The organism is Aquibaculum arenosum (assembly GCF_029222965.1).
Classification (GTDB): Bacteria; Pseudomonadota; Alphaproteobacteria; order Kiloniellales; family DSM-21159; genus Aquibaculum; species Aquibaculum arenosum.
On record NZ_JARHUD010000006.1, the window covers coordinates 39,568 to 63,153 of the forward strand.

Annotated in this window: 23 protein-coding genes; 16 read left to right on the forward strand and 7 right to left on the reverse strand. The window is 66.2% G+C overall.

The features are described from left to right. Window positions 1-4: 4 nt before the first annotated feature. The 3 genes from P2G67_RS10630 to P2G67_RS10640 all read left to right on the forward strand — a co-directional run bounded on the left by P2G67_RS10630 (window position 5) and on the right by P2G67_RS10640 (window position 2,879). Entirely contained in the window at window positions 5-421 is a 417-nt protein-coding gene (locus tag P2G67_RS10630) for an ExbD/TolR family protein (RefSeq protein WP_275822860.1), read from the forward strand. Beyond that, window positions 418-1,707, forward strand: a complete 1,290-nt coding sequence (locus P2G67_RS10635) for an energy transducer TonB family protein (RefSeq protein WP_275822862.1) — start codon at window positions 418-420, stop codon at window positions 1,705-1,707. The genes P2G67_RS10630 and P2G67_RS10635 overlap by 4 nt, the downstream gene beginning before the upstream one ends. A gap of 68 nt (window positions 1,708-1,775) precedes the next feature. Beyond that, the gene (locus tag P2G67_RS10640; RefSeq protein WP_275822864.1) at window positions 1,776-2,879 is read left to right on the forward strand and encodes an NAD(P)/FAD-dependent oxidoreductase; all 1,104 of its coding nucleotides are present in this window, start codon (window positions 1,776-1,778) and stop codon (window positions 2,877-2,879) included. 12 nt (window positions 2,880-2,891) lie between these two features. On the opposite strand, the gene P2G67_RS10645 is transcribed toward P2G67_RS10640, so the two are convergent. Then, window positions 2,892-4,220, reverse strand: a complete 1,329-nt coding sequence (locus P2G67_RS10645) for a hypothetical protein (protein ID WP_275822866.1) — start codon at window positions 4,218-4,220, stop codon at window positions 2,892-2,894. A gap of 62 nt (window positions 4,221-4,282) precedes the next feature. Beyond that, window positions 4,283-5,206: a hypothetical protein gene (locus P2G67_RS10650; RefSeq protein ID WP_275822868.1), complete on the reverse strand. Its 924-nt coding sequence runs from the start codon at window positions 5,204-5,206 to the stop codon at window positions 4,283-4,285. Window positions 5,207-5,603: 397 nt separating this feature from the next. Between P2G67_RS10650 and P2G67_RS10655 the strand changes: the two genes are divergently transcribed. Further along, window positions 5,604-7,244 (forward strand): ShlB/FhaC/HecB family hemolysin secretion/activation protein, encoded by a 1,641-nt coding sequence (locus tag P2G67_RS10655; RefSeq protein WP_275822870.1) that lies wholly within the window; start codon window positions 5,604-5,606, stop codon window positions 7,242-7,244. Here the strand turns inward: P2G67_RS10655 and P2G67_RS10660 are convergent, their stop codons facing one another. The 3 genes from P2G67_RS10660 to P2G67_RS10670 form a co-directional block, all read right to left on the reverse strand. Further along, window positions 7,245-8,732: an L-lactate permease gene (locus P2G67_RS10660; protein WP_275822872.1), complete on the reverse strand. Its 1,488-nt coding sequence runs from the start codon at window positions 8,730-8,732 to the stop codon at window positions 7,245-7,247. Beyond that, window positions 8,729-9,733 carry a GlxA family transcriptional regulator gene (locus tag P2G67_RS10665; protein ID WP_275822874.1) on the reverse strand — a complete coding sequence of 335 codons (1,005 nt, stop codon included), beginning with the start codon at window positions 9,731-9,733 and terminating at the stop codon, window positions 8,729-8,731. Before P2G67_RS10665 ends, P2G67_RS10660 begins: the two co-directional genes overlap by 4 nt. A 122-nt stretch (window positions 9,734-9,855) precedes the next feature. After that, window positions 9,856-10,737, reverse strand: coding sequence for an alpha/beta fold hydrolase (locus P2G67_RS10670; protein ID WP_275822876.1), 882 nt, complete (start codon window positions 10,735-10,737; stop codon window positions 9,856-9,858). Window positions 10,738-10,957: 220 nt separating this feature from the next. Here P2G67_RS10670 and P2G67_RS10675 point away from each other — a divergent pair, with 220 nt between their 5' ends. Further along, on the forward strand, window positions 10,958-11,737 hold the full coding sequence (locus tag P2G67_RS10675) for an enoyl-CoA hydratase-related protein (RefSeq protein ID WP_275822878.1): 780 nt from the start codon (window positions 10,958-10,960) through the stop codon (window positions 11,735-11,737). Window positions 11,738-11,826: 89 nt separating this feature from the next. On the opposite strand, the gene P2G67_RS10680 is transcribed toward P2G67_RS10675, so the two are convergent. Beyond that, entirely contained in the window at window positions 11,827-12,714 is an 888-nt protein-coding gene (locus P2G67_RS10680; RefSeq protein WP_275822880.1) for a substrate-binding domain-containing protein, read from the reverse strand. An 81-nt stretch (window positions 12,715-12,795) separates the two neighbouring features. Here P2G67_RS10680 and P2G67_RS10685 point away from each other — a divergent pair, with 81 nt between their 5' ends. The 10 genes from P2G67_RS10685 to P2G67_RS10730 all read left to right on the forward strand — a co-directional run bounded on the left by P2G67_RS10685 (window position 12,796) and on the right by P2G67_RS10730 (window position 21,203). Further along, window positions 12,796-13,497: an ABC transporter permease gene (locus tag P2G67_RS10685; protein ID WP_275822882.1), complete on the forward strand. Its 702-nt coding sequence runs from the start codon at window positions 12,796-12,798 to the stop codon at window positions 13,495-13,497. 31 nt (window positions 13,498-13,528) lie between these two features. Next, the gene (locus P2G67_RS10690) at window positions 13,529-14,227 is read left to right on the forward strand and encodes an ATP-binding cassette domain-containing protein (RefSeq protein ID WP_275822885.1); all 699 of its coding nucleotides are present in this window, start codon (window positions 13,529-13,531) and stop codon (window positions 14,225-14,227) included. After that, on the forward strand, window positions 14,221-15,081 hold the full coding sequence (locus tag P2G67_RS10695) for an ABC transporter substrate-binding protein (RefSeq protein WP_322099691.1): 861 nt from the start codon (window positions 14,221-14,223) through the stop codon (window positions 15,079-15,081). Before P2G67_RS10690 ends, P2G67_RS10695 begins: the two co-directional genes overlap by 7 nt. A gap of 13 nt (window positions 15,082-15,094) precedes the next feature. Further along, window positions 15,095-15,892 (forward strand): molybdate ABC transporter substrate-binding protein, encoded by a 798-nt coding sequence (locus P2G67_RS10700; protein ID WP_275822888.1) that lies wholly within the window; start codon window positions 15,095-15,097, stop codon window positions 15,890-15,892. 10 nt (window positions 15,893-15,902) lie between these two features. After that, on the forward strand, window positions 15,903-16,109 hold the full coding sequence (locus P2G67_RS10705) for a TOBE domain-containing protein (protein ID WP_275822890.1): 207 nt from the start codon (window positions 15,903-15,905) through the stop codon (window positions 16,107-16,109). A gap of 168 nt (window positions 16,110-16,277) precedes the next feature. Beyond that, on the forward strand, window positions 16,278-17,438 hold the full coding sequence (locus P2G67_RS10710; RefSeq protein ID WP_275823345.1) for a putative sulfate/molybdate transporter: 1,161 nt from the start codon (window positions 16,278-16,280) through the stop codon (window positions 17,436-17,438). Next, window positions 17,435-18,472 carry an iron ABC transporter substrate-binding protein gene (locus tag P2G67_RS10715; RefSeq protein WP_275822893.1) on the forward strand — a complete coding sequence of 346 codons (1,038 nt, stop codon included), beginning with the start codon at window positions 17,435-17,437 and terminating at the stop codon, window positions 18,470-18,472. Before P2G67_RS10710 ends, P2G67_RS10715 begins: the two co-directional genes overlap by 4 nt. Before the next feature lie 2 nt (window positions 18,473-18,474). Next, window positions 18,475-19,500 (forward strand): FecCD family ABC transporter permease, encoded by a 1,026-nt coding sequence (locus P2G67_RS10720; protein ID WP_275822895.1) that lies wholly within the window; start codon window positions 18,475-18,477, stop codon window positions 19,498-19,500. Further along, window positions 19,497-20,273: an ABC transporter ATP-binding protein gene (locus tag P2G67_RS10725; protein ID WP_275822897.1), complete on the forward strand. Its 777-nt coding sequence runs from the start codon at window positions 19,497-19,499 to the stop codon at window positions 20,271-20,273. The genes P2G67_RS10720 and P2G67_RS10725 overlap by 4 nt, the downstream gene beginning before the upstream one ends. A gap of 63 nt (window positions 20,274-20,336) precedes the next feature. Continuing rightward, window positions 20,337-21,203 carry a metallophosphoesterase family protein gene (locus P2G67_RS10730; RefSeq protein WP_275822899.1) on the forward strand — a complete coding sequence of 289 codons (867 nt, stop codon included), beginning with the start codon at window positions 20,337-20,339 and terminating at the stop codon, window positions 21,201-21,203. Window positions 21,204-21,240: 37 nt separating this feature from the next. Here P2G67_RS10730 and P2G67_RS10735 read toward each other — a convergent pair whose 3' ends face one another. Next, entirely contained in the window at window positions 21,241-21,963 is a 723-nt protein-coding gene (locus P2G67_RS10735; RefSeq protein WP_275822901.1) for a 4'-phosphopantetheinyl transferase family protein, read from the reverse strand. Between the two features lie 146 nt (window positions 21,964-22,109). Here P2G67_RS10735 and P2G67_RS10740 point away from each other — a divergent pair, with 146 nt between their 5' ends. Then, entirely contained in the window at window positions 22,110-23,552 is a 1,443-nt protein-coding gene (locus P2G67_RS10740; protein WP_275822904.1) for an aldehyde dehydrogenase family protein, read from the forward strand. Window positions 23,553-23,586 lie beyond the last annotated feature (34 nt).

Below are 23,586 nucleotides of genomic sequence, written 5' to 3' on the forward strand. Positions count from 1 at the left end.
ATCCGTGCGCTTTGCTCCCAGACATCGGCGTCGCAGCAGCGAAGACTCGCTGCTGCCCCTCATCAACATCGTCTTTCTGTTGCTGATCTTCTTTATGGTGGCTGGTCGCCTGACCAGCAGTGATCCCTTCGAAGTAGAGGCACCTGAATCCATCAGTGAGGGCCTGCCGCAGCCGGAGATCCCGAACCTGCTGCTGGGGCGTGACGGCAGCTTGGCGCTGAACGGCGAGATTGTCTCGCGCGACAAGCTGGGACAGCACCTGGCCCCGCTTCTGGATGGAGAGGGACCGGCGAAGCTGCGGCTGCGCGCCGACGGCCGGGCTGACACGCCGGAGGTGGTGGCCCTGATGGAGGAGTTGCGCGGCCACGGCATCGAGCGGCTGCAGCTCATCACCCAGCCCCAGCGAGACGCCCAACCGTGACGCCAAGTCAACTGCGTCCCCGGCACTGGATCCTGGCGCTGTTGATCGCGCTCGGTCTGCATGCAGCGCTGCTGGCGGCCTTCATCCAGACGCCTACCCCCGGTGCCGCCGCCACCGGCGAGGGCGGCGTGGAGATCGCGCTCGGCCCCGCCGGGAGCGCACCCGGCAGTGTCGCCGCGACCGCCGCCAGCGAGACGGCGGAGCCGAGCGAAGAAAGCGAGACCGCCAGCCAAACCGAACCACCGCAGCCCGAAACGCCGCCGGAGGATCGCCCGCTTGAGGAGACTGTGAGCGAGACGCTGGAGCAGGCGGAACTGCCGGAAACCGTACCTGTGGAGACGACACAGGTCGCCGAGGCACAGCCCAGCACGCCACAACCCCAAGCCCAGGTGGATCAGGTGTCCACCGCTCAGCCTGAAGTCCATTCCACTGCGGCGGAGAGCCAAGAGGTGCCGGACGCTGCGGTTGCCGAAGTCGTTCCGCTGGAGAGCGAGCTGGAGGCCGAGGCACAGCCTGAAGCGTTGGCAGATGCCTCGACTGAGACTGAGGCTGTTGTCGATGAAAGCGAGCCAGTCACCGAGCCTGAATCGGTCGAGGCCGAAGAAGCCGCGGTATCGCCCTTAGAGCCGACACCGGAAGAGACGTCGGATAACACGCCCGCAGAGGCGGTGGAGGCGCCGAACGAAGCGGTGATCGCCGCCGAACCCGAACGTCGCCCAGCCCCCACCGCGGCACCGCCACCCAAACCCCGCTCTGCGCCCCGACCAACTCCGGAGCCTGCCCCGGCACCTGCCCCGGAACCGCAGACGACTCCGGCACCACAGGAAGCAGCAGACACACCGGAACCGGCGGAACCGGCGGAACCGGCGAATGCCCCGGCGCCCGACAGCGGCGAGGCGGAAACGAGCGACATTGCCGGCAATCAGGGCACGGCGGGCAGCGCGGCGGAAGACGAGGCCGGAGACGGGCCGGACAGCAGCAGCGGCGGCAATCCCGGCGCCGAGGCCGACTATCACGCGCTGCTGCTCGCCTGGCTCGAACGGCACAAGGATTATCCGCGGCGCGCGCAGCGCCTGCGGCAGGAGGGAACGGCCCAGTTGCGTGTCGAGATGGACCGCGAGGGCCGCGTGCTAAACTACGAGATCGTGCGCAGTGCCGGCCAGCAAGTGCTGGACCAGGCGGTGGAGGAGATGATCCGCCGCGCCGACCCCCTGCCCCCGTTGCCGCCGGAGATCGGCGGGCAACGCTACAGCTTCACCGTACCCGTGATCTTCTCGCTGCGCTGAAGCGACCTTTTCTCGACGCGGCTGGAGCGGCATGATCGCCGGCGCTGCGAAACGGATTTGAGGGTGGAATGGAGCGCATAGATTGCGTTGTGATCGGCGCCGGCGTGGTGGGCTTGGCCTGCGCCCGAGCCCTGGCGCAGGCTGGGCGGGACGTCATCGTGTTGGAGGCGGCAACGGCGATCGGCACCGAGACCTCCTCCCGCAACAGCGAGGTGATCCATGCCGGGATCTATTACCCCCAGGACTCGCGCAAAGCCCTTAGCTGCGTACGCGGCAAGGCGCTGCTCTACGACTACCTGGCCAGCCGCGGCATCGCGCACCGCCGCTGCGGCAAGCTGATCGTCGCCACGGAGGAGGCACAGCTCCCGGTTTTGGAGACGTTGCAGCACAAGGCCACGGCCAATGGCGTGGACGACCTGGTGTTCCTCTCGGCGGCCGAGGTGAAGGCGCGCGAGCCAGCGCTTGCCAGCGTGGGCGCCCTGCTCTCCCCCTCAACCGGCATTCTCGACAGCCATGGCCTGATGCTCTCCTACCAAGGCGAGGCGGAGGATGCCGGCGCCATGCTGGCCTTCGACGCAGCGGTCACCGGCGGCGGCGTGGAAGATGGCGGTATCCGCCTGGAAGTGGGCGGCGCCGCACCCATGACGCTGCTGGCGGGCCAGGTGGTGAATGCCGCTGGCCTGCACGCGCCCCGTCTGGCGTCCAGCCTGGAGGGCTTTCCCGCGAGTGCCGTGCCCCAGGCTTGGTATTGCAAGGGAAGCTACTACACGCTCGCCGGCCGGGCGCCCTTCAGCCACCTGATCTATCCGGTGCCGGAAGCCGCCGGATTGGGCGTGCACTTAACCCTCGATCTCGGCGGGCAGGCGCGCTTCGGCCCCGATGTGGAATGGGTCGAGGGGCCGGAGGAACTGGATGTGGACCCAACCCGGGCCGAAACCTTTTACGCGGCGGTGCGCCGTTACTGGCCCGAACTTCCCGACGCCTCTCTGCTGCCAGGCTATGCCGGCATCCGCCCCAAGCTCACGCCACCGGGCGCGCCGGCCTCCGACTTCGTGATCCAGGGCACGGCGGAGCATGGCGTGGCCGGCCTGGTCAATCTCTTCGGAATTGAGAGTCCTGGTCTGACCGCGAGCCTGGCCCTGGCGGAAGAGGTCGCCGGCCTGCTGGACTGAACTGAACCTCGCTCAGGCCCGCAGCTTGCGATAGAGCCGGTCGATCACACCGTCCGATCTCGCCGGTGCCTCTCCCTCACCCAGAAGATAGGCCGCCTGGGCCTGCAGCGCGGCCATGTCAGCGCGCAGCCGGCGGCGCTGCTTGTCGTTCAGCGTCTCCGGCGTCAGGTCGCCCAGCATCTCCTTCGCCTTGGAGACACGTGCCAGCGCACGCGCCGGGGCACGCCGTTCGTGGTGCTCGGCGCGCAGCGCCTCCATCACTTCATAGAGCAGCTTGGCGTTGCGTGCACTGTGCTGCGGGCTGGCGAAGATGAGATCGACATCCTCCTGCCAGCCGGAGCCGTCGATGCCTGCGGTATCGTTGCCTTCTTCCTCGGCCACCACCATCGCCCGCTCCTGCGCAAAGCGCCGCAGCGCCTGGCTGGGGATCTGTTCAGGCACGGGAGCTGCAAAGGGAAAGTAGCTGCCCATCGGCCCCTGCACTGCCTGCCGGCCATCGATCAGCGTGAAGCCGGCCAAACGCCAATGCCCCCGCAACTCCTTGGGTAAGGCTGCCAATTGCTCCTGCAGGCCGGCGAAAAGTGCTTCGCAGTCGCCCACCAGGCCGTAGTGGCCCGGCTCCTCGCGAAAATTCTCCAGGTAGTCTTCGACCAGAGCCAGCTGGGCAATCTCACGGTCGAGCTGTTCCGGTTCGTCGATCCGATAGGCTTCGCAGATCCGCTCCGGCGCCAGCTTCAAGGTGTCGCGCTGGTGCTTCAGCTTCATGCGACGGTTGACCCAGCCGTAGGCCAGCTTGGTCTCGGGCGCCATCTGCAGGGCGGCTTCCACGAACTCGACGTCGGCCGGCTCGATATCCGCCGGCAGCACCGCCACGCGCAGCTCGGCAAAGCCGGCATAGCGCTGCGCATCCCCGTGCAGGAGTTCGCGCATCGCGGCTAGGCGTCGATTGCCGTTGACCACGACGCCGTCCACGGTGATCAGCAGAGGCTCGATCTGCTGCGCCTGACGCTCCAGCTCCTGATAGATCGGGCCCTGAGGATCGCGTGCTTTGTCCAGCAGCAATTCGTGCAGCGTAACCTGCACCTCGCGGCTGTCCTGCTCGCGCTGCCAAGCCTCGCGTTCCAGCCCGCGGCCCAGCAGATACTCCTGCATTTCAGCAATCAGGCGCCCATTGTCGGCGCGATAGATCAACAGATCATGGGAAAGGGTGATGACCGGAGCAGTGATATAGCTGCCGCGAAAGGGAACGTAGTATTCGGCGCTGGTCTGGCGGTAGTCGCGGTCGATGCTCTGCCGGCGCGTTTCGAGCGACGGCGTTTCGGGGACGCTGTTCTCTGACATCAAATCTCCCTTTCCCGGCCTGCCGGCAACTGCGGAGCGAGCCACCAGCGGGGCGCGAAGCCCTATGATACAGCTTTCGACATAAGAAGCCGGCGTTGGTCCAACAAGGCAGCGGCCTCGGCCACCGCCTCCTGCCGCACCGACAGCACCGGCGCCGCTTCCCGCTCGGTCAGCAGCGTCATCAGGGCGCACTCGGCGGCCAAGTCCGGATCCTCGCCGTAACCGACCCAGGTGAGGCATCGCGCCAATTCGCTGGGCTCAAGCGGTACATAGCCGAGCTTTGCTTCCAAGTCGTCGTGATCCTGGCCGTGATTGCGCAGGAAGAGCAGAACCCCGGCCGTGGGCTGCGCTTGCGGATCATAGATCGCGTTGCCGGCGAAGATACCGCCGGAGAGATTTCCGGGCAGCGTCGGGAGGTGAAAGGACATGAAGTAGGTCCCGGCATTGGCGTCGCACTGCAGCACCAACTGGCCGCTGCGGCCGTCTTCCGCCCCCTCGCCGCTGAAGCGCACGCAGCGCCCCAGCAGCTGCTCGCTGTAGACGGCGGAGAGGCCCTCCTTGCAGGGCTCGAAGCGGATCGCGCCCAGCAGCAGTTGCCCCCGGGCCAGGGGCGACCAGGCCGCGCTCAGAACGAGAAAGCTGCCTTGCAGCAGCGAAGCGTTGCGCCAGCTTGCCGGCGTCTGCATTGCCTCCCTGCGACCTCGCCCCGAGAGACCCAGGGGTTCCAAGGCCGAGGCCGGCAGCGCAAAGCGCTGGCTCAGGGCAGCAGCAAAGTCCGGCAGGCTCGACGACATGATGAAGTGGGGGCCTTCGGGCAAGCCCAGAACCTGCGCCCAGTCCTCGAACAGGCTGAAATTGCGTGGCGCGGCACGCCCGCTCATCCAGTTGTAGCTGTTCTGCACCGTCAGCACGGTGCTGGGATTGACCCGCTCGAAAGCCGCGCAAAGTTCCTTTCGAGTAAGACAACCCAAGGCGGTGGCCGTCAACTCGAGTTTTCTTCCAATTTCAACCAGATGGCGCATTGCGGTCCCGTGCACTTCTTTTATGCCTTTTACGACAAACAGCAAAACAATGCGAATCACTACGAGGGACAGGCCACCCGAAAGGGGTGCATAGTAGGTTCGGGCAGCCCAAAAGGGGGGTGGGGAATGCCAAGATGCCCCAAGCATCGATCCCCGAGCTTCGGGACTGGGAGACGCTGTTGCCCCATGCAGCGTCTCCCTCTCTTCCCGGCCCTTCCGATTGTTCACAACGGACCGGCCAGCGGGTCCGATCACCCATGTCACGAGTAGGACCCAGCTTCCAGAGATGCCACAGTGTTGTGCCGCACCCCAACGATCGCTTTTAAAACGGCTGCGGCAACGTGCCCAGCTCTCACTCGCCTTGCTGTTTGCCCCGGTTTTCCTGGCCGGAGCCCCTGGGGCCCAGGCTCAGAACCGTGCGATCCAGAACGTCATCGTCGAACAGAACCGGGTGATACAGGAGTTCCGGCCGCCGCTGGAAATGCAGCGCCGGGTCGCGCTTTCCGTACCCCTGGAGCGGCGCAGTCTCGTGGACCTGCCGGAAACGGCCTTCCGCCTGACCCAGGTCGAGATCAGCGGGGCCCAATACCTGACGCGCAACGAACTCGCGCCGCTTTGGCAGCCGCTGCTCGAGCAGGGCATCGGCCGCAGCGATATCGAGGCACTGATCGAAGCGATCGAGCGCTATTATCGCGAGTCCGATGTTTACGCGCGCGCCCTGGTCACCTCCTGGAACACCGGCAGCGGCGTGCTCAGCATCGAGGTGTTCGAGGGCTATTTGGAAGAGGTGACGGTCGAGAGCGAGATTCCCGGCATCACAGAGCGCCTGCAGCCTTACATCGACCGGATGGTCGGCCAGGTGCCCCTGCGGGTGTCCCAGTTGGAGCGGCAACTGCTGCTGATCGCCGACTTGGAAGGCATCGATGTCGATGCGCTGCTGGAGCAGGTTCCCGAACGTGTGGGGGCCGGGCGCCTGACCCTGGCGATCTCTCGCATTCCCAGCTCGGCCGTCACGCAACTCGACAATTTTACCAACGAGGATACGGGCCCGCTGCAGCTCACCCTCGTCGGCACGGGTCCCAACCTGCTCGACCAGTTCGAGCAGAGCATGCTGGTGGGTGTGGTCAACCCGATTACCCCGCGCCGCTTCCGCCTGGGCCAGTTCACCCAGAGCTACCCCTTGGGCACAAACGGGCTCAGCGCCGGCTACAGCCTGACCTATGTCCGCTCCACGCCGGGCGGTGATGCACGCAAGCAGGACCTGCAAGTGCACAGCCGCGTGGGAACGCTTTGGCTGAAGTACCCTTTCCTGCGTCGCATCCAGCACAACCTGATTGGCCAGGTAGAACTCTCTGGGCAGAACGACAGCATCCACGCCGGGTCGCTTGAGGTGGTGGACGACCGCAAACGCTGGCTGAGCGTCAGTGCCAGCTACGACCGCAGTTTGACGCGCGGCGGTCTGCTGGCCCGCCTGAACGTCTCACAGGGACTGAATGCATTCGGTGCCACGGCTGCGGACGACCCGATGAGCGCGCGCTTCAAGGGCCGCCCTGATTTCACTCTCCTATCCAGTGATCTGAACATCAGTCACGGACTGACGGACAGCCTCCGTGCAGACTTCGGTGCGCGCGCCCAGGTGGCGCTGACCCGCCTGCCGTCGGCGGCACGCCTGTCCATTGGCAGCGATAGCCTCGGCCGCGGCTTTGCGGCTGCCTCGCTTTCCGGCGACAGCGGCGTCACCGGTTCTCTGAGCCTGATACATGACCTTGCCTCGCACAGCGACGCGCTGTCCGGCTTCTCCGCCTTCGCCTTCGGCGACTACGCCTGGCTGCGCAATCAGATGGACGACATGGATTTCCGCTCGGCTCATGTCACGGCGGTGGGCGTCGGCATCACCTACAAGAATTATCTGCAGGTTGGCATCTCGACCCCGGCCTACAGCAGCCGCCACGTCGACGACCTGGGAACCCGCGCCTTCTTCAAGCTGAGCTATCAATTCTGATCAGCCGATAAGCCACATCAGGATCAGCGGCATGGGAAGGGTGCCGGCCAACACCACGGGCAAGGCCCAGCGCAGCAGTCGTCCCTCTTGGCCCGTGCACTGGGTCACGGTCGCCGCCAGCACCACCCGCCCGGGAGAAGCCAGGGTGGCATTGGCGGCGGCCGCGTTCTGAGCGGCGGCAACGGCGTCGCTGGGAAAGGCCAGCGCCTGAGCCGAGGTCACCTGGAACTGCATGAACATGGCATTGGCGCCGGCGTTGCTGGCGGTGAGAAAGCCGCCCAATGCACCGATGAAGGGCATCAGCAACAGCATGTTGGCGCCCAGCGCCGCGGCGATGCGCTCCGCCAAAGCAGCGATCATGCCGGCATCGAACATCACCTGCGCCATGCACAGAAAGCCGGCCACCGCCAGGGTTGCCACCGCCCACTGGCGCAAGGCCTGGCCGGACAGGCGAACCACCTCACTGCCGCTGAGAGAAAGCGCGAAGACGCCGGTGATCGCACCCAGCAGCATCCAGAAGCCCGGATGATGCAAAAGCGGAAGCGCGAAGCCCAGCCGCTCCACCTCGAACACTAGCAGGCCGCTGCTCAGTTCCCGCAGTGCGGGCCAGAGCCGGGTGAGCAGCAAGCCCAGCAGGAGCACCGAGACCGGCAGCAGGGCGCGGGCAAGCGCACCTTGAGGCCTCCGTTCCTCCGGCTGTGTCGCTGAGTCACGCCGTGCCACTGGGGCACGCCGCCCGCTGAGCAGACCCAGGAGCGTCACGGCCAATCCGGCCAAAATGCCGGCCAGTTCCACCCCGACCCAAAGCGAGGCGAGCCAGAGCACTGCGCACAGCAGTGCGGCGTAGGCCAGAAGCTGAAGCGCCCGCTTGGGCAGCGGGCGCCACTGCCCGGCCACCACCATGGCCAAGGCGCCGCAAAGCAGGATGAAAGGCCAGGACAGCAGCACCCCAAGGGTGCCCAGAACGCTGGCCGGCACGCCCGACAACTGGCTTCCGAGGATGGTGCCGATCGCCAGCGCGCCCCAGGGCACCGCGCACTGCCCAAGGAGGGCCAGGAAGGCCGCACGCAGGGGCGTGAAGCCCAGCGCCAGGAACAGCGGCGCGCAGACCACGATCCCGATACCGAAACCAGTGGCTGACTCGAAGAAGACGGATACGCCCAGCACCAGGGTGAAGAGTCGGTGGGCCGGGTCGGGAATGGCCCGCGCCACGGCCGCCGAGAGGGTCTCCAGCGCGCCGCCCGCACGCATCACCTGATAGAGCAGCACGCCGCCGAGCAGGACGTAGGCGACCACCAGGGTGGTAAGCGCGCCGCGCAGCACCGCATCGAGCAGAGCCGCAGGCATCAGCCGGAACTGTGCCAGCGCGAGGGCAAGCACGATCGCCGTCAACAGGCCGAGCAATCCGGCGCGAGTGGCTGACTGGCGGGCAAACAGCAGGGCGCCGGCGGACAGCAGCACCGGCGAAGCCGCCAGCAGCAGCGTCATGTCGGAAGGCTGCCCAATCCTCGCCGCCGTGTCTCGCTTGGGTTCTCGCCGAAGGCCAGGCGATACTGGCGGCTGAAGTGGCCCTGCTGCTGGAAACCGCAGGACAGGCTGATCTCCGTGACTGATAGCGCGGAGTGGGCCAGAAGACGCCGGGCCTTCTGCAGGCGGCGCTCCAGGTAGTACTTCTTCGCCGTGGTCTTGATCTGGCTGCGGAAGAGCCGCTCCAGTTGGCGGGTGGAGATGTCCACCGCATCGGCCAGATCCCTGATCGCCAGCGGCTCCTCCAGGTTCTCCTCCATCAGCTCCACGACCTTACGCAGCCGCGGATGGGAGATGCGCAGCCGGATCGAAAGCGGCAGAGGCCCGCGCGCGCCATGCTCTTGTTCGCGCAGGTAGAGGAAGTAGTCGGAGACTTGGTCAGCCAGGGCGGGACCGAAATCCCGCTCGATGAACTGCAGCATCATCTCGAAGGCCGCCGTACCGCCGGAGCAGGTGATGATGTTGCCGTCCACCAGGAAGGAGTCGGGCCGCACATCGATTTCCGGATAGCTCTCGACAAAACCGTCAAGGCAGGTCCAGTGGATGACGCTGCGCCGGTTGGTCAGCAAACCCGCCTTAGCGAGCACGAATGTCGCATCGCCCAGCGCGCCCACCACGATGCCGCTGCGCGCCGCCCGGCGCAGCCAGGCCTGCAGGGCCTCGTCCGTGAAGCGATGCGCCTGCAGGCCCGAGCACACGAGGATCAGATCATAGCCCTTGGGCTCGGCTGGCAGGGCCTGCACTTCGAAACCGATGCCGCAGGAGGCCTCGGCGCGCGGTCCGGTCGCCGCAAACAGATCCCACGCGTAGGCCTCATGCCCCAGAAAGCGGTTGGCCGCCCGCAGAGGTTCGATGGCCGAACTGAAGGGGAGCAGTGCAAACTCGGGCAAAAGCACCAGGGCGATTCGCCGCTTGGTCGTGTGCGAGTCTTCCGTTCGAGCTGTTTGCGTGGCCGTGGTCATGATGCCCCAAGCTTCTGGCGAGCGGGGGTTAAAGGCAAGGCCCCGCAACCGTCCCCGACGGTGGCGAATGAAAGCGGCCGCTCACCGCCGCGCGCGTGGACTGGCGGTGCCTGCGCTGCCGCCTACTGTCCGAAGAAGCGACGCAGCGCGTCCGCCGTGCGATCCGGCGCCTCTTCGGGCAGGAAATGGCCGCAGCCTGCGAAGCCCTTGCCCTCCACATGTTCGGCCCAGCGGCGCCAGACAGCCAGCGGCGATTCGCCGCCATGGCCGAGATAGTCCCGTCCCCAAAGCACCAGCATCGGACAGGTGATCCTGCGCCCTGCCTCGCGATCCTGGCGGTCATGCTCGCGGTCCAGCGTGGCGCCGGCGCGATAGTCCTCGCAGGTGGCCGCGATCACTGCCGGGTCGCGGAAATGCGTCAGGCAGTCCTCGAGCGCGGCGGGATCGAGGGCGGTCACATCCGCGGCCCAGCGCTCCAGCAGGTGGCGGAGATAGAAGTCCGGATCCGAACCGATCAGCCGTTCCGGCACCGGCGCGGGCACGGCCAGGAAGGGCCAGTGATAGGTGGCGAGCGCGCCGTCCGCGTCCATTGCCTCCCAGACCTCCAGGGTCGGGATCACATCGAGGCTGGCATAGCGCGTGACCCGTTCCGGGTGATCCAGGCAGAGGCGGTAGCCGACGCGCGCGCCCCGATCGTGCCCTGCCACGCCGAAGGTTTCGAAGCCGAGACGCTCCATCACCGCCACCATGTCGCCGGCCATGGCGCGCTTCGAATAGTGGCGATGCGCCGGATCGGGCGCGGGGCCCCGGCTGCGGCCGTAGCCCCGCAGATCGGGCATGACCAGCGTGAAGCGCTCCGCCAAGGTCGCGGCGATACGGTTCCAGATGACATGGGTCTGCGGATAGCCGTGGAGCAGCAGCAACGGTGGTCCGGAACCACCACAGCGCAGATAGATCTCCGCTTCGTCCAGCGCGATCCGATGTTCCTCAAAGGCGTCCAGCATGCTCTCGACCCTTCCAAGTCCGTGGCCTGCGCGGGCGGGGCAATGGAATGACTGCTCTTGTAGCACAGGAGGCGACGGCTCGGACGATCGCAAGGCATCGCATCGTCGAGAGCGCTGCTGCGACGAAAAGTCAGACTCCCTGCCTTGCCGTCGCGCCGGTCGAGGGGCAAGCTTGCCGGCACGCGGCGCAGCGATTGCACGGTAGGAAAGGAGCGCGACCTTGAGCGAGATTCAGTTGGCCCGGGAGCCGGGCGGCGTGGTGGTGGTCACACTGAACCGGCCGGAACGGCGCAACTGCCTTACGCTCGCGCTCTGGCGCCGACTTGCCGAGCTCTATCGCAGCTTTGCCGACGATCCCGAAGTCCGCTGCGTCATCCTGACCGGCGCCGGCGGGCAATTCTGTGCCGGCGCCGACATCTCGGAATTCTCGACGGTCCGCGCCACACCGGAACAGGCCGAAGCCTATGCCGAGGCGGTGGACGAGGCCAACGATGCCATGCTGAAGTTGCCCCAGCCGACCATCGCCGCCATCGCCGGCTACTGCGTGGGCGGCGGCTGCGGCCTTGCGGTGGCGAACGACTTTCGCATTGCCGAGTCCAATGCGATCTTCTCGGTGCCCGCCGCCCGGCTGGGGATCGTCTATGGCGTGAAGGAAACCCGCAATCTGCTCAACGTGGTCGGGCTGACCAACGCCAAGCGCATCCTCTTCGCCGCCGAGCGGCTACCGGCCGGGCAGGCGCAGGAAATGGGCCTGGTGGACGAGTTGGTGGAGATCGACGCCCTGGCCTCTGCACGTGAGTTGGCTGGGCGACTGGCCCGCAACGCCCCGCTGTCGATCGCCGGCGCCAAGGCCATCCTCGGTCAACTGTCCGACGGCACCAAAGACCTGGACCAGGCCGTGATCGAGGCCGTGGAGCGACGGGCCATGGAGAGTGAAGACTATCGCAAAGCAGTGCAGGCCTTCGTCGAAAAGCGACAGCCCCACTTCCAGGGGCGCTGATCCAGCCGGATCGCATTTAATCCGAACCTCCCTGGGCTCGGATTAAATGCGTGAATCGGTCTAAATCAAAGTGTTAGAGCCAACTGGTTCTAGCCTGCATCAAGCACTTTCCCGCTTTCGGAGATGTCATAGCCCCCCAGCGCCTTGGCCTTGGCGGCGAAGGACGGCGTGCGGATGAAGGCGAAGAGCGCCTGCAGCGGTTGCTGAAAGTAGGCCCGGCGGCGAACCGCGATATCGAAGCGCTCCTGCACCAGCGGCACGAAATCCAAGCGGTAGTGTGCCGCGACGGAAGCGATCGCCAGGCCGCAGTCCGCCTCGCCGTCAGCGATGAAGGAGGCCACGTCACTCTCAGTGAGGGCCGGCCGCTCGAGGGTGTGCAGGCTGCCGAGAGTCAATCCGGACTCGGAAAGCAGGTGCAGTAACAACTGCTGCGCGCCTGCCCCGCTCTGTCGCAACACCAGGCGTCCCTTGCTCTTTGCCAGATCGGACAGGGAGCGGATGTTCAGCGGATTGCCCGGCGCCACCAACAGACCCTGCTGCCGCCAGGCCCAGTGCAGCAGCACGGCGTCGTAGAGCCCACCGGCCTCACGTAGGGCGGGGAGATTGTACTCGCCGCTGTCCGAGTCGCGCAGATGCATGGCAGCCGCCATGGCCTCGCCGCGCGCCAGGCGCGACAGCCCCTCCCCGCTGCCCTCCGAGAGAATGGCCAGCCCGGAGCCGGATTCCCGCAGGGCCCATTCCAGCAGCGGGTCACTGCTTCCGGCCACGATGGGCGGCGGCTCACTTAGATCCGGCCCCTCCATCGCTACCTCGCGCTCGATCCACATGTCGATCAGGCGCCGGGGAAAGAGCAGTTTTCCACTCACGCGTGAGCAGGGAATGCTCTTGCGTCGGACGAGATCGTACACCGTGCGCTCCCCCAGCCGAAGATACTCGGCGACCTCCGCCGTGGTCATTAACTCCGGAGCCTTCTGCATTGTTAAGCAAAATCCTGCACTGATTACATCCTTGGCTAAATCATAGAGGATTTGCATACTGTCTGCAAAGGACGGAGGGGAATGGGACAGGAAAACGCTTTTCTGGCCGCGTGGCGACTCATCGTAGAACTGGATCCAGCGCTCGTTGAGATCGTCATACTGTCGCTGCGTGTCAGCCTGACAGCGGTGCTGCTTGCCTCGCTCCTCGGCCTGCCGATCGGAGCGGCATTGGCGATCTATCGATTCCGCGGCCGGGGCGCGGCCATCGTCATCTTCAACGCCATGATGGGTCTCCCGCCAGTGGTTGCCGGGCTGGTGGTCTACCTGCTGCTTTCGCGCTCAGGGCCCTTTGGCGGGCTCGGCCTGCTCTTCACGCCCACCGCCATGATCATCGCGCAGACGGTGCTGATCCTGCCCATCGTCGTCTCGCTCACCCGACAGGTCATCGAGGACCTCTGGCAGGAGTATGAGGAGCAGCTGCGCTCGCTTGGCTCCAGCACCGCTCGTGCCATCCCCACCCTGCTCCGTGACGCGCGCTTCAGCCTGATCACCTCCGTTTTGGCCGGTTTCGGCCGCGCGAGTGCTGAGGTGGGCGCGGTGCTGATCGTCGGTGGCAACATCGCCGGGTACACCCGGACCATGACCACGGCTATCGCGCTGGAGACCGCCCGTGGGGACTTGGCACTGGCGCTGGGCCTGGGCATCCTGCTCATCCTCCTCACCCTGCTGCTGAACACACTGGCCTATGGAACCGGGCGCTTTGCGCAGCGAACCACGGGTTGAGTTGATGCACGGGGTTCCAAGCATACTCCCCTTGCGCCTAGAGGCTGTGAGTTTTGCCGTTCGCGGCAAGCCGCTGCTGACAGACATCGGGCTAGAGGTCACTTCCGGTCAGCGCATCATGGTGCTCGGCCCCAACGGGGCTGGCAAAAGCCTGACACTGCGTCTCTGCCACGGACTACTGCAGCCCACGAAAGGACGAGTGACATGGTTGGGTGCCGGCGCAAATACCCCGCGTCGCCGCCACGCCATGGTCTTCCAGCGCCCGGTGATGCTGCGGCGTTCTGCCTTGGCAAACATAACCCACGCCCTGGCGCTCCAGGGCATTGGCCGCGCACAGCGCAAGGAGCAGGCGCTGGCGGCCCTACGGCATTTCGGGCTGGAAGCCCTGGCGGACCGTCCGGCCAGGGTGCTGTCCGGCGGCGAACAGCAGCGCCTGGCCATGGCCCGCGCCTGGGCTCTACGCCCCGAAGTGCTCTTCCTCGATGAGCCCTGCGCGGCGCTCGATCCGGGGGCAACCCACGCCATCGAGGAGATGATCCAGGCCTTTCACCGCGCCGGCGTCACCATCGTGATGACGACCCACAACATGGGCCAGGCACGTCGCCTCGCCGACGAGGTGATCTTTTTGCACCACGGTCGACTGCTGGAGCAGACACCGGCAGCCGAGTTCTTTGAACAGCCTCGCAGCGAGGCTGCAGATGCCTTCATGAAAGGAGAGCTACTATGGTAAAGCACACGAACGCGCGTGAATTCAATTCGACGCGGAGGAACATCCTCGCCGGTGCCGCCATGGGATTGGCCGGGCTGTCGGCCCTTGCCTTGAGCAGCACCCAGGCCCTGGCCCAGGAGGAGTTCATCACCGTCGCCTCGACCACCTCTACCGAGCAGTCCGGTCTGTTCGACCACATCCTGCCCCTCTTCGAGGAGGAGACGGGCATTGAGGTCCGGGTGATTGCCCAGGGCACCGGGCAGGCGCTCGACACCGGGCGGCGCGGCGACGCGGATGTGGTCTTTGTCCACGCGAAGGCCGCCGAGGAGGAGTTCGTCGAAGGAGGTTACGGCGTCGAGCGATTTGAGGTCATGTACAATGACTTCGTCGTGGTTGGGCCGAACAGCGATCCGGCCGGGGTCGCGGGCTCGGATGACGTTGTGGAGGCCTTTGCCACCATTGCCGAGACCGAAAGCACCTTTGCGTCCCGCGGCGACGATTCCGGTACCCATAAGGCCGAATTGGCCCTGTGGGGTATGGCCGATGTCGAGCCGGGCGGAAACTGGTATCGCGAAACCGGCTCCGGCATGGGGCCGACGCTGAACACTGCCGCCCAGATGCCGGCCTATGCCTTGGCCGACCGCGGCACCTGGATCAGCTTCCAGAACCGCGGCGACCTGGAGATCGTGGTCGAGGGCGATGATCGCCTCTTCAACCAATATGGAGTCATCCTGGTGAACCCAGAGATGCACGAACACGTCAAGGCGGAGGAGGGCCAGGCTTTCATCGACTGGCTGGTCTCCGAGGAAGGGCAGGAAGCCATTGGCTCTTATGAGCTCAACGGCGAGCAGCTCTTCTATCCGAACGCCTCGTGAGGAGCGGCTCACCATGCGTCTGGCTTTGCTGTTGAGCCTCTGCATGCTTGCCCCTGCCGTCCAGGCTGCCGAACCGCTGCAACTGCATGCGGCCGGCAGCCTGCGCGCGGCCATGAACGAAGCGATCGAGGCCTTCTCCGCCGAGACGGGGGTGGCGGTGGAAGCCACCTACGCTCCCTCGGGTCTGCTGCGCGAGCGGCTGGCCGACGGTGAAGCCTCCGATCTCTTCGCTTCGGCAAACATGAAGCACCCGCAAGCGCTGCGCAGCGAAAGCACGAGTCCGGTGGTACAATTCACTGGGAATCGGCTGTGCGGTTTGTCGCGACCGGGATTGGGCATCACCGGGGACAACCTCCTCGAGCGCATGCTCGATCCGGAGGTGCGGCTGGCGATTTCGACGCCCGGCGCCGATCCTTCCGGGGACTATGCCTGGGCACTCTTCGGCAGGGCCGAAGCAGTTCAGGCCGGTGCCCAGGAGGCACTGGAAGCCAAAGCCATGCAACTGGTGGGTGGGCCGGACTCCCCGGAGCCGCCGCCGGATCGCACGCTTTACGGGCTTTTGCTCGAAGAGGAGGAGGCGGACCTCTTCCTGACCTACTGCACCAATGCGGTGCTGGCAGCGCGGGAAGTTCCCGGCCTCGAGGTGATCCAAGTGCCTTCGGCCTTGAATGTGGGCGCCAGCTACGGCCTGATTGTGCTCTCGCAGCGCATCGAGGCCGCCAACCTGGCCTTCTTCCTGCTTTCGGAAGCAGGACAGTCGATCCTCTCCTCCTACGGCTTCGATGCGCCGCTGCTTGAAGATTCCAACTAGGAGTGAAGTGATGAAACTCAGCGCACGCAATCTGCTCAAGGGCCGCGTTGTCGAGGTCCAGAAGGGCCAGACCACGGCGCATGTCCGCATCGAGGTCGGCGGCGGAGCGGTGATCACCGCCTCCATCACCAACGAAGCAGTCGACGATCTCGATCTCAAAACCGGGGACGAGGCGACCGCCGTCATCAAGGCGAGCGACGTGCTCGTCGGCAAGTAGGACCTGGAAGCCGGCGCATGGAATCCACAAGCTTTCCGGATCCCGTGCGCCGCCCCAGATCCGGAACGGTAAAGCAGGGACACCTTGGTTGCTGACGCGCGTCGACCACCTCCGCCCGGCCTTCGCCGCCGCGAACATGCGCGTCGTGGCTGGTTGCCGGATGTTCTGGTGCGCTGTCAGCGCCAAGGCCCCGATGAAAAACCTCTTTTTGCACGTCCGCGCCTAAGCGGAGACATCCGCGAGTTCTCGGGCGCGCTCGGCGACTTGGGGACGCTGCTGCCCTATCTGCTGGGCGCGATCGTTGCCGTCGGCATGCCGGCTGTGGGCATGCTGTTCGGCTTTGGGCTCTTCCTCATCGCCACGGGCCTCATCTTCGCCGTCCCGCTGGCCGTTCAGCCGATGAAGGCGGTTGGTGCGGCGATGGTGGCGCTGCCGATGACGCCGGGCGCCGTAACCGCTTCCGGCCTGTTGATCGGCCTGTTCTTCCTTGTGGCATCGCTCACTGGGCTTCTCAATTGGCTGGCCCGCCTCATTGGCCCCGTCATCGCCAGCGGGCTGCAGCTTGGCCTCGCGCTGTTGCTTGCCCTGGCCTCGCTGTCACTGCTCCAAAGCGCGCCGGCAACCGGCGGCTTGACTCTCGCCGCCCTCCTGCTGTGCATGTGGCGCGCGCCCCGCCTGCCAGCAGCGCTCATCGTGCTGCCGCTGGCAACTCTGCTCTACTGGACACTGCACGGCTTTCCCGCCGTTCCGTCGCTCAGTCTGACCTTCGCTCTGCCCGAGCTGCATCTGCCCTCGGGCGAGGCCTGGCTGGACGGACTTCTGCATGGAGCGGTGCCACAAGTCCCGCTGACCCTCGCCAACGCCATCGTGGTCACTGCGGCGCTGACCCGCCGCTACTATCCCAACGAACTGCATCCGGTAAACGAACGAAAACTCGGCATCTCGACCGGGTTGGGCAACCTGCTGACCGCTCCCTTCGGTGCCATCCCCATGTGTCACGGCGCCGGCGGGCTGGCTGCGCAGTACCGGCTTGGCGCGCGCAGCGGCACCGCACCGATCGCGCTCGGACTGCTGTTGCTCTCCTGCGGCCTCCTGCTCGGGGAGCAATCGGCGCTTCTGCTCCAGAGCATCCCTGAGGCCGTGCTGGGAGCGCTGCTGCTGCTGGCTGCCTTTGAACTCGGCCGGACCAGCAACGTGCACCAGCGTCGCGGCCGTCCCCTGCTGCTCCTGGTCGTTACCGCAGGTGTGGCCGTGGCCATCGATCTGGCCCTGGCCCTGCTGGTCGGACTTTTGCTGGAACGCCTGATCGGAAAGGAGACGCCGTCATGACTCGCAAGCTGCTGTCCCTTGTTCTCCTTCTCCTGTTCCTGCCGCTCTCCGTTCTGGCGCAGGACCGCGTGGTCGAGGACGCCACCGGCCGCAGCATCACCGTGCCCGAGCAGGTGGAACGTGTCTTCGCCGCCGGCCCGCCGGCCTCACTTTTTGTCTACGCCATCGCTCCCGAGACGCTGCTCGGCTGGACCCGGACACCCCGGCCGGATGAGGCGGCGCTGCTGCCGGAAACCTATGCCAGTCTGCCCACCGTGGGACGACTGACCGGGCGCGGTGGATCGGCAAATCTCGAAGCGGTCATGGCGCTTGCGCCCGACCTGATCATCGACGTCGGATCGACCGCACCAACCTATCGCGATCTGGCGGTGCGCGTGCAGAGCCAAAGCGGCATTCCAACCCTGCTTTTCGACGGACGCTTCCACGCCACGGCCGATACCTTCCGCACGCTCGGCGCGCTGTTGGGTCATCCGGAGCGGGGGGCAGAACTGGCTGATTGGGTGGAGCAGGAGGTGGAGACAATCCGCACGCGCATCGCTCAGATACCGGAGACAACACGTCCGCGAGTCTATTATGCGCGCGGGCCGGCAGGCCTCGAAACCGCTCTCTCCGGCTCGATCAATGTGGAGGTTTTGGCTCTGCTTGGCGTTACCAATGTTGCGGGCGAACGTCTCGGGCGCGGTGGACTTGCTTCAGTATCGATGGAGCAGATCCTCGACTGGGATCCTGAGATCATCGTCACAGTCGATCCGCATTTTGCCGCAAATGCAGAGCCGGATCCGCTATGGCAGCAGGTGACGGCCGTGCGCGAAGGGCAGGTATACTCGGCGCCGCGTAGCCCCTTCCCCTGGGTCGATTTCCCGCCAGGCCCCAACCGCTTGATCGGTCTGTCCTGGCTGGCAAGCCTGCTCTATCCTGAACACTTCTCTCAGGATGGCATCGAGGCGAAGGTGAAGGACTTCTACCGGCTCTTCTATCACCGCGAGCCGACGACAGAGGAGGTGCAAGCCCTTCTGCGTCCCAGCGCGGAATAGGAATGCGCAAGGGACGCGACTTCCTGCTCGATTGGCGTTTGGGCGCGGCGCTGGCAGCGCTGGGCGCCGGCGTCTTGCTGGCACTTTCCCTCGGCTCCTATCCTCTTGGCCCAGACGAGCTCTTCGCCTGGGCCACGGCCCGGCTGAGCGGCCAGACGCCAATGATCGACCAGGCGGCCGTGGCGGTCATCGAGCGGGTGCGGGGCCCGCGCGTGCTGGTGGCCATCGTTGTCGGGGCAGCCCTGGCAACGGCAGGTGCAGCCTACCAGGGACTCTTCCGTAACCCTCTGGTGTCACCGGACATTCTCGGTGTTTCGTCGGGCGCGGCTCTGGGCGCCGTGCTCGGCATCTTCCTGTCGCTGCCGATCATCGCGATACAGGGCATGGCCTTCGTCGGCGGACTTGCCGCCGTCAGCGCAGTGATGCTGACCGCTGCCATGCTGCGCCAGCACGACCGCATTTTGGTCCTGGTACTGGGTGGCATCGTGATCGGCACACTCTTCGGCTCCGGCGTCGCGCTCCTCAAGGTCCTGGCCGATCCCTACAACCAGCTCCCCGCCATCACCTTCTGGCTGCTGGGCAGCCTGGCCGGCGTCGGGCTCGATGAGCTCTGGTCCGTTGCCCCCGCCTTCCTGCTCGGCGCCTTGCCCCTGCTGCTCCTGCATTGGCGCCTCAACGTCATGACCCTGGGAGAAGAGGAGGCGCGGGCCTTGGGGGTGGAAACCGGCCGGCTGCGCGGCCTCACCGTAGTCTGTGCCACACTGATGACCGCTGCCGTGGTTTCGGTCAGCGGCATCGTCGGCTGGGTCGGCCTGCTGATTCCCCATCTCGCCCGCTTCCTGGTCGGCCCCTCTTTCGGACGCCTGCTCCCGACCTCGGCCCTGCTGGGCGCGGCCTTCCTCCTGCTGGTGGACACGGCCGCGCGCAGCCTCGGTCGCCTGGAGATCCCTCTGGGCGTGCTGACCGCCATCATCGGCACGCCGGTCTTCATCTGGGTGCTCGCGCGCAGCCGGCGGGGGTGGCAATGACACGCTCGCGGCTTTCGGTGGAAGAGCTGGTCATCGGGCACGACGGCAAGCCCATCGGCCGCGACATCAGCTTTTCGCTCACTGCAGGCGAAACACTGAGCCTCTTGGGCCCAAACGGCAGCGGCAAGACCACGCTCTTCAAGAGCCTGCTGCGGCTGATCGAACCCATTGGGGGCAGCGTGCGTGTCGACGGCCAGGACGTCGGCGGCTGGTCCCGGCCCGCCATGGCGCGCTGCTTCGGCTATGTGCCGCAAGCCGGCGGCGGCTACTTCCCCTTCTCGGTGCGGGAGATGGTCCTCATGGGGCGCACCGCGCACCTTTCGGCCTTCGCCAGCCCAGGACACCGCGACCAGGACGCGGCTGAAGCAGCGCTTAAGCAACTAGGCATCACCCACCTGGCCGAACGGCCCTATCCGCAGCTCAGCGGTGGCGAGCGGCAGCTCAGCCTCATTGCCCGCGCGCTGGCCCAGGAACCTCGCTTCCTGATCCTGGACGAGCCCACCGCCTCACTCGACTTCGGCAATCAGGTACGGGTGCTACAGCAGATTCGGCGCCTGGCCGACAGCGGCATCGGCATCGTGCTCTCTACCCACCACCCGGACCAAGCATTCATGCTGGGGGGGCGGGCCATCCTGCTGCGCGATGGAGGGCTCGCTGCTTCGGGACCCGTGTCGGAGGTCATCACGCCACCTCACCTCAAGGCGCTCTATGGTATCGAGGTTCAGGTGCTCGAGACCGCAGAGGGCCGCATCTGCGTACCGCACTACGGCTGAGGCAAACTTGACTTTGTCAGGGATGACGGCGAAGCCTCCCCTCGTCTGAAGAGGTGAGGTGTCTTGTCCAAACTCTACGCCATCAGCGACCTGCACGCCGCCATCGAGAGCAACCGCAACGCGGTGGAGGAGCTGGGCGAACATCCTAATGACTGGTTGATCGTTGCCGGCGACGTCGCCGAGCGGCCGGACTCCCTGTGGGATGTGCTGGAAGCGCTCTGCGCGCGCTTTGCCAAGGTGATCTGGACCCCGGGCAACCATGAGCTCTGGACCCTGCGCGACGACCAGGGAAGCGTTGCCGGCGAAGCCAAGTACGAGCTGATGGTGGAAACAGCGCGCGCCGCCGGTGCCATCACCCCGGAAGATGCCTTTCCGCGCTGGACCGGCCCCGGGGGCGAGTGTGTGATTGCGCCGCTCTTCCTTCTGTATGACTACAGCTTCCGGCCCTCGGAGGTCGCCCTGGAGGGGGTGGTGGACTGGGCTGCCGAAGAGCGTTCTGTCTGTTCCGATGAAGTGCTGCTTTCGCCGGACCCGCACCCCTCGCGCCAAGCCTGGTGTGCGGATCGCATCAACCGCACGGCCGGGCGGCTCGAGCGGGAAGTGCCGGCGCACCTGCCGACCATCCTGGTGAACCACTATCCGCTGCGCCAGGAGTTCGTCTATCTGCCGCGCATCCCGCGCTTCGCCCCCTGGTGCGGCACCCGGGCCACCGAGACCTGGCACCGCCGCTATCGCGCGCTCGCCTGTATCAGCGGGCATCTGCACATCCGCCGCACCGACTGGCGCGACGGTACGCGCTTCGAGGAGGTCTCGCTGGGCTATCCCAAGCAGTGGCGGCAGAGCCAGGGCCTCAAGCCCTATCTGCGGGAGATCCTGCCCGGCCCACCGCCACCGGCCGAGGAACCCGGCACGATCTTTCACGGGCGCTGAAACCCCCAGGGGCTGAAACCCCCAGCCGCTGAAACCCTCAGCGGTCCGGCAGGTCTTGCAGCAGGCGCCAGCGCAAGGAAGGCGGTCCGGCCGGCTCCCGCTGACTCACCGCGACGATGAAGCCTTCGGGCAACTGGCGCTGCTCGAAATGCCAGGTGCTAGGGTCGTCATCCACCGCGGGCGTGAAGGTGAGCCGGAAGGGATCGAGGTCGAAGGCGAAGGAATCCAGCGGCATGCGTAGGCCGATACCGCTGCCCTTGAGGTAGGCCTCCTTCAGGGTCCAGATCCGAAAAAAGCGGTCCCAGCGCTCGCTCTCAACCGGATGCTCGAGCTGGGCCACTTCACTGGGCGCGAAGAGCCTGCGTCCGACCTCGGCCGCCGTGCGCCGGTCCCGGCTTTCCACATCGACCCCGATGGCCGGGCGGCGCCCCACCAGGCAGGCGACGCAGCCCCGGGTGTGGGAAATGTTGAAGTAGAGCCGATCCGCCTGCCCGGGCTGCAATTCCGGCTTACCGCCGGGGCCGGGGCGAAAGCGCCAGTCGCGCGGATCACGCGGCGCGGCAGCGCTGAGCAAGAGACGCAGCAGGCCGTGGGCAAAGCGATAGTCCCGGCGGTCGCGCTCGAAGGCAAAGCGTGCGGCGCGTGCCTGCTCCTCGGCGCTCAGCAGGCCGGCCATGGCCATTTCGCGGTCGAACGCAAGCCTGCCGGTGGGCAGCACCCAGACCTCCGCCTCCACGTCTTCCAGCACCGCTCCTTGCATACCCTCGCCTTCCAACTCCATATCCCGAGGAAGCCCAAGTATAAACGTGCTCAGGCTACACCTATGGGCCCGGCTCTGCTAAACCCCCGCAGACGCCCGCACAAGTCGGGCTCCTGAACGCTTAAAGAACGAGGAAGACGCAAGCCATGTCAGACGTCCATCGCAACCTCATCAACGGCGAGTGGATTGACGCCACCGACGCCGGCAAGAACATCAACCCCTCGAACACGGACGACGTGGTCGGCCTCTACGCCTCGGCCACCGCCGACGAGACGCAGCAGGCCATCGCCGCCGCCAAGGCTGCAGCCCCAGCCTGGGGAACCTCCTCGATCCAGCAGCGCCACGACATCCTGAAGGCCGCTTCGGACGAGATCCTCTCCCGCAAGGAAGAGCTCGGTCGCCTGCTCGCCCGCGAAGAAGGCAAGACGCTGGCCGAGGGCATCGGCGAGGCGGCGCGTGCCGGGCAGATCTTCGGCTTCTTCGCCGGCGAATGCCTGCGCCTGTCCGGCGAGATGCTCGACAGTGTGCGCCCCGGCGTCTCGGTCACCATGACACGCGAGCCCATGGGCGTGGTGGGCATCATCACCCCCTGGAACTTCCCGATTGCAATCCCTGCCTGGAAGATCGCGCCGGCCCTGGCCTACGGCAATACGGTAGTGTTCAAGCCGGCCGACCTGGTGCCGGGCTGCGGCTGGGCACTGGTGGACATCCTGCAGCGCGCGGGCCTGCCAGCGGGTGTGCTGAATCTCGTCATGGGCAAGGGCTCCGTGGTCGGTCAGGCCATCCTGGACCACGACGACATCGACGCCGTGACCTTCACCGGCTCGGTCGCCACCGGCAAGCGCGTCGCCGCCGCCTGCGCGGAGAAGATGCGCAAGGTGCAGCTCGAGATGGGCGGCAAGAACCCGCTGGTGGTGCTGGACGACGCCGATCTCAAGACGGCGGTCGAGGCCGCAGTCAATGGCGCCTTCTTCTCCACCGGCCAGCGTTGCACCGCCTCCTCGCGCCTGGTGGTCACCGAAGGCATCCATGATCGCTTCGTCGATGCGGTCACCGAGCGGCTCCAGGGCCTGGTGGTGGATGATGCTCTCAAGGAAGGCACCCACATCGGTCCCGTCGTGGATGAGCGGCAGTTGGAACAGGATATCTCCTACATCGACATTGGCCGCCAGGAAGGTGCAAAGCTGCACTGGGGCGGCGAGCGTTTGAACCGGGCCACCCCGGGCTTCTATCTGCAGCCGGCGCTGTTCACCGAGACCAACAACGACATGCGGATCAACCGGGAGGAAATCTTCGGCCCGGTCGCGACTGTCATCAAGGTCGCGGACTACGACGAAGCACTGGCGGTCGCCAATGACACCAACTTTGGCCTTTCGTCGGGCATCTGCACCGGCAGCTTGAAGTACGCGAGCCACTTCCGCCGTTATTCCCAAGCCGGCATGGTAATGGTCAACCTGCCGACGGCGGGCGTGGACTACCACGTGCCCTTCGGCGGCCGGAAGGGCTCCTCCCTCGGTGCGCGCGAGCAGGGTCGCTACGCCGCCGAGTTCTACACCACGGTCAAGACCAGCTACACCCTGCCGCTCTGACCGGCGTTACAGCCCCGGCCGCAGTCTTCTGCTG

Excerpts from the sequence above, each read along its gene's own strand:
- P2G67_RS10640 (WP_275822864.1), top strand. The coding sequence starts at position 1,776 with ATGGAGCGCATAGATTGCGTTGTGATCGGCGCCGGCGTGGTGGGCTTG.
- P2G67_RS10645 (WP_275822866.1), bottom strand. The coding sequence starts at position 4,220 with ATGTCAGAGAACAGCGTCCCCGAAACGCCGTCGCTCGAAACGCGCCGG.
- P2G67_RS10660 (WP_275822872.1), bottom strand. The coding sequence starts at position 8,732 with ATGACGCTGCTGCTGGCGGCTTCGCCGGTGCTGCTGTCCGCCGGCGCC.
- P2G67_RS10665 (WP_275822874.1), bottom strand. The coding sequence starts at position 9,733 with ATGACCACGGCCACGCAAACAGCTCGAACGGAAGACTCGCACACGACC.
- P2G67_RS10670 (WP_275822876.1), bottom strand. The coding sequence starts at position 10,737 with ATGCTGGACGCCTTTGAGGAACATCGGATCGCGCTGGACGAAGCGGAG.
- P2G67_RS10680 (WP_275822880.1), bottom strand. The coding sequence starts at position 12,714 with ATGCAGAAGGCTCCGGAGTTAATGACCACGGCGGAGGTCGCCGAGTAT.
- P2G67_RS10685 (WP_275822882.1), top strand. The coding sequence starts at position 12,796 with ATGGGACAGGAAAACGCTTTTCTGGCCGCGTGGCGACTCATCGTAGAA.
- P2G67_RS10695 (WP_322099691.1), top strand. The coding sequence starts at position 14,221 with ATGGTAAAGCACACGAACGCGCGTGAATTCAATTCGACGCGGAGGAAC.
- P2G67_RS10700 (WP_275822888.1), top strand. The coding sequence starts at position 15,095 with ATGCGTCTGGCTTTGCTGTTGAGCCTCTGCATGCTTGCCCCTGCCGTC.
- P2G67_RS10705 (WP_275822890.1), top strand. The coding sequence starts at position 15,903 with ATGAAACTCAGCGCACGCAATCTGCTCAAGGGCCGCGTTGTCGAGGTC.
- P2G67_RS10715 (WP_275822893.1), top strand. The coding sequence starts at position 17,435 with ATGACTCGCAAGCTGCTGTCCCTTGTTCTCCTTCTCCTGTTCCTGCCG.
- P2G67_RS10720 (WP_275822895.1), top strand. The coding sequence starts at position 18,475 with ATGCGCAAGGGACGCGACTTCCTGCTCGATTGGCGTTTGGGCGCGGCG.
- P2G67_RS10725 (WP_275822897.1), top strand. The coding sequence starts at position 19,497 with ATGACACGCTCGCGGCTTTCGGTGGAAGAGCTGGTCATCGGGCACGAC.
- P2G67_RS10735 (WP_275822901.1), bottom strand. The coding sequence starts at position 21,963 with ATGCAAGGAGCGGTGCTGGAAGACGTGGAGGCGGAGGTCTGGGTGCTG.
- P2G67_RS10740 (WP_275822904.1), top strand. The coding sequence starts at position 22,110 with ATGTCAGACGTCCATCGCAACCTCATCAACGGCGAGTGGATTGACGCC.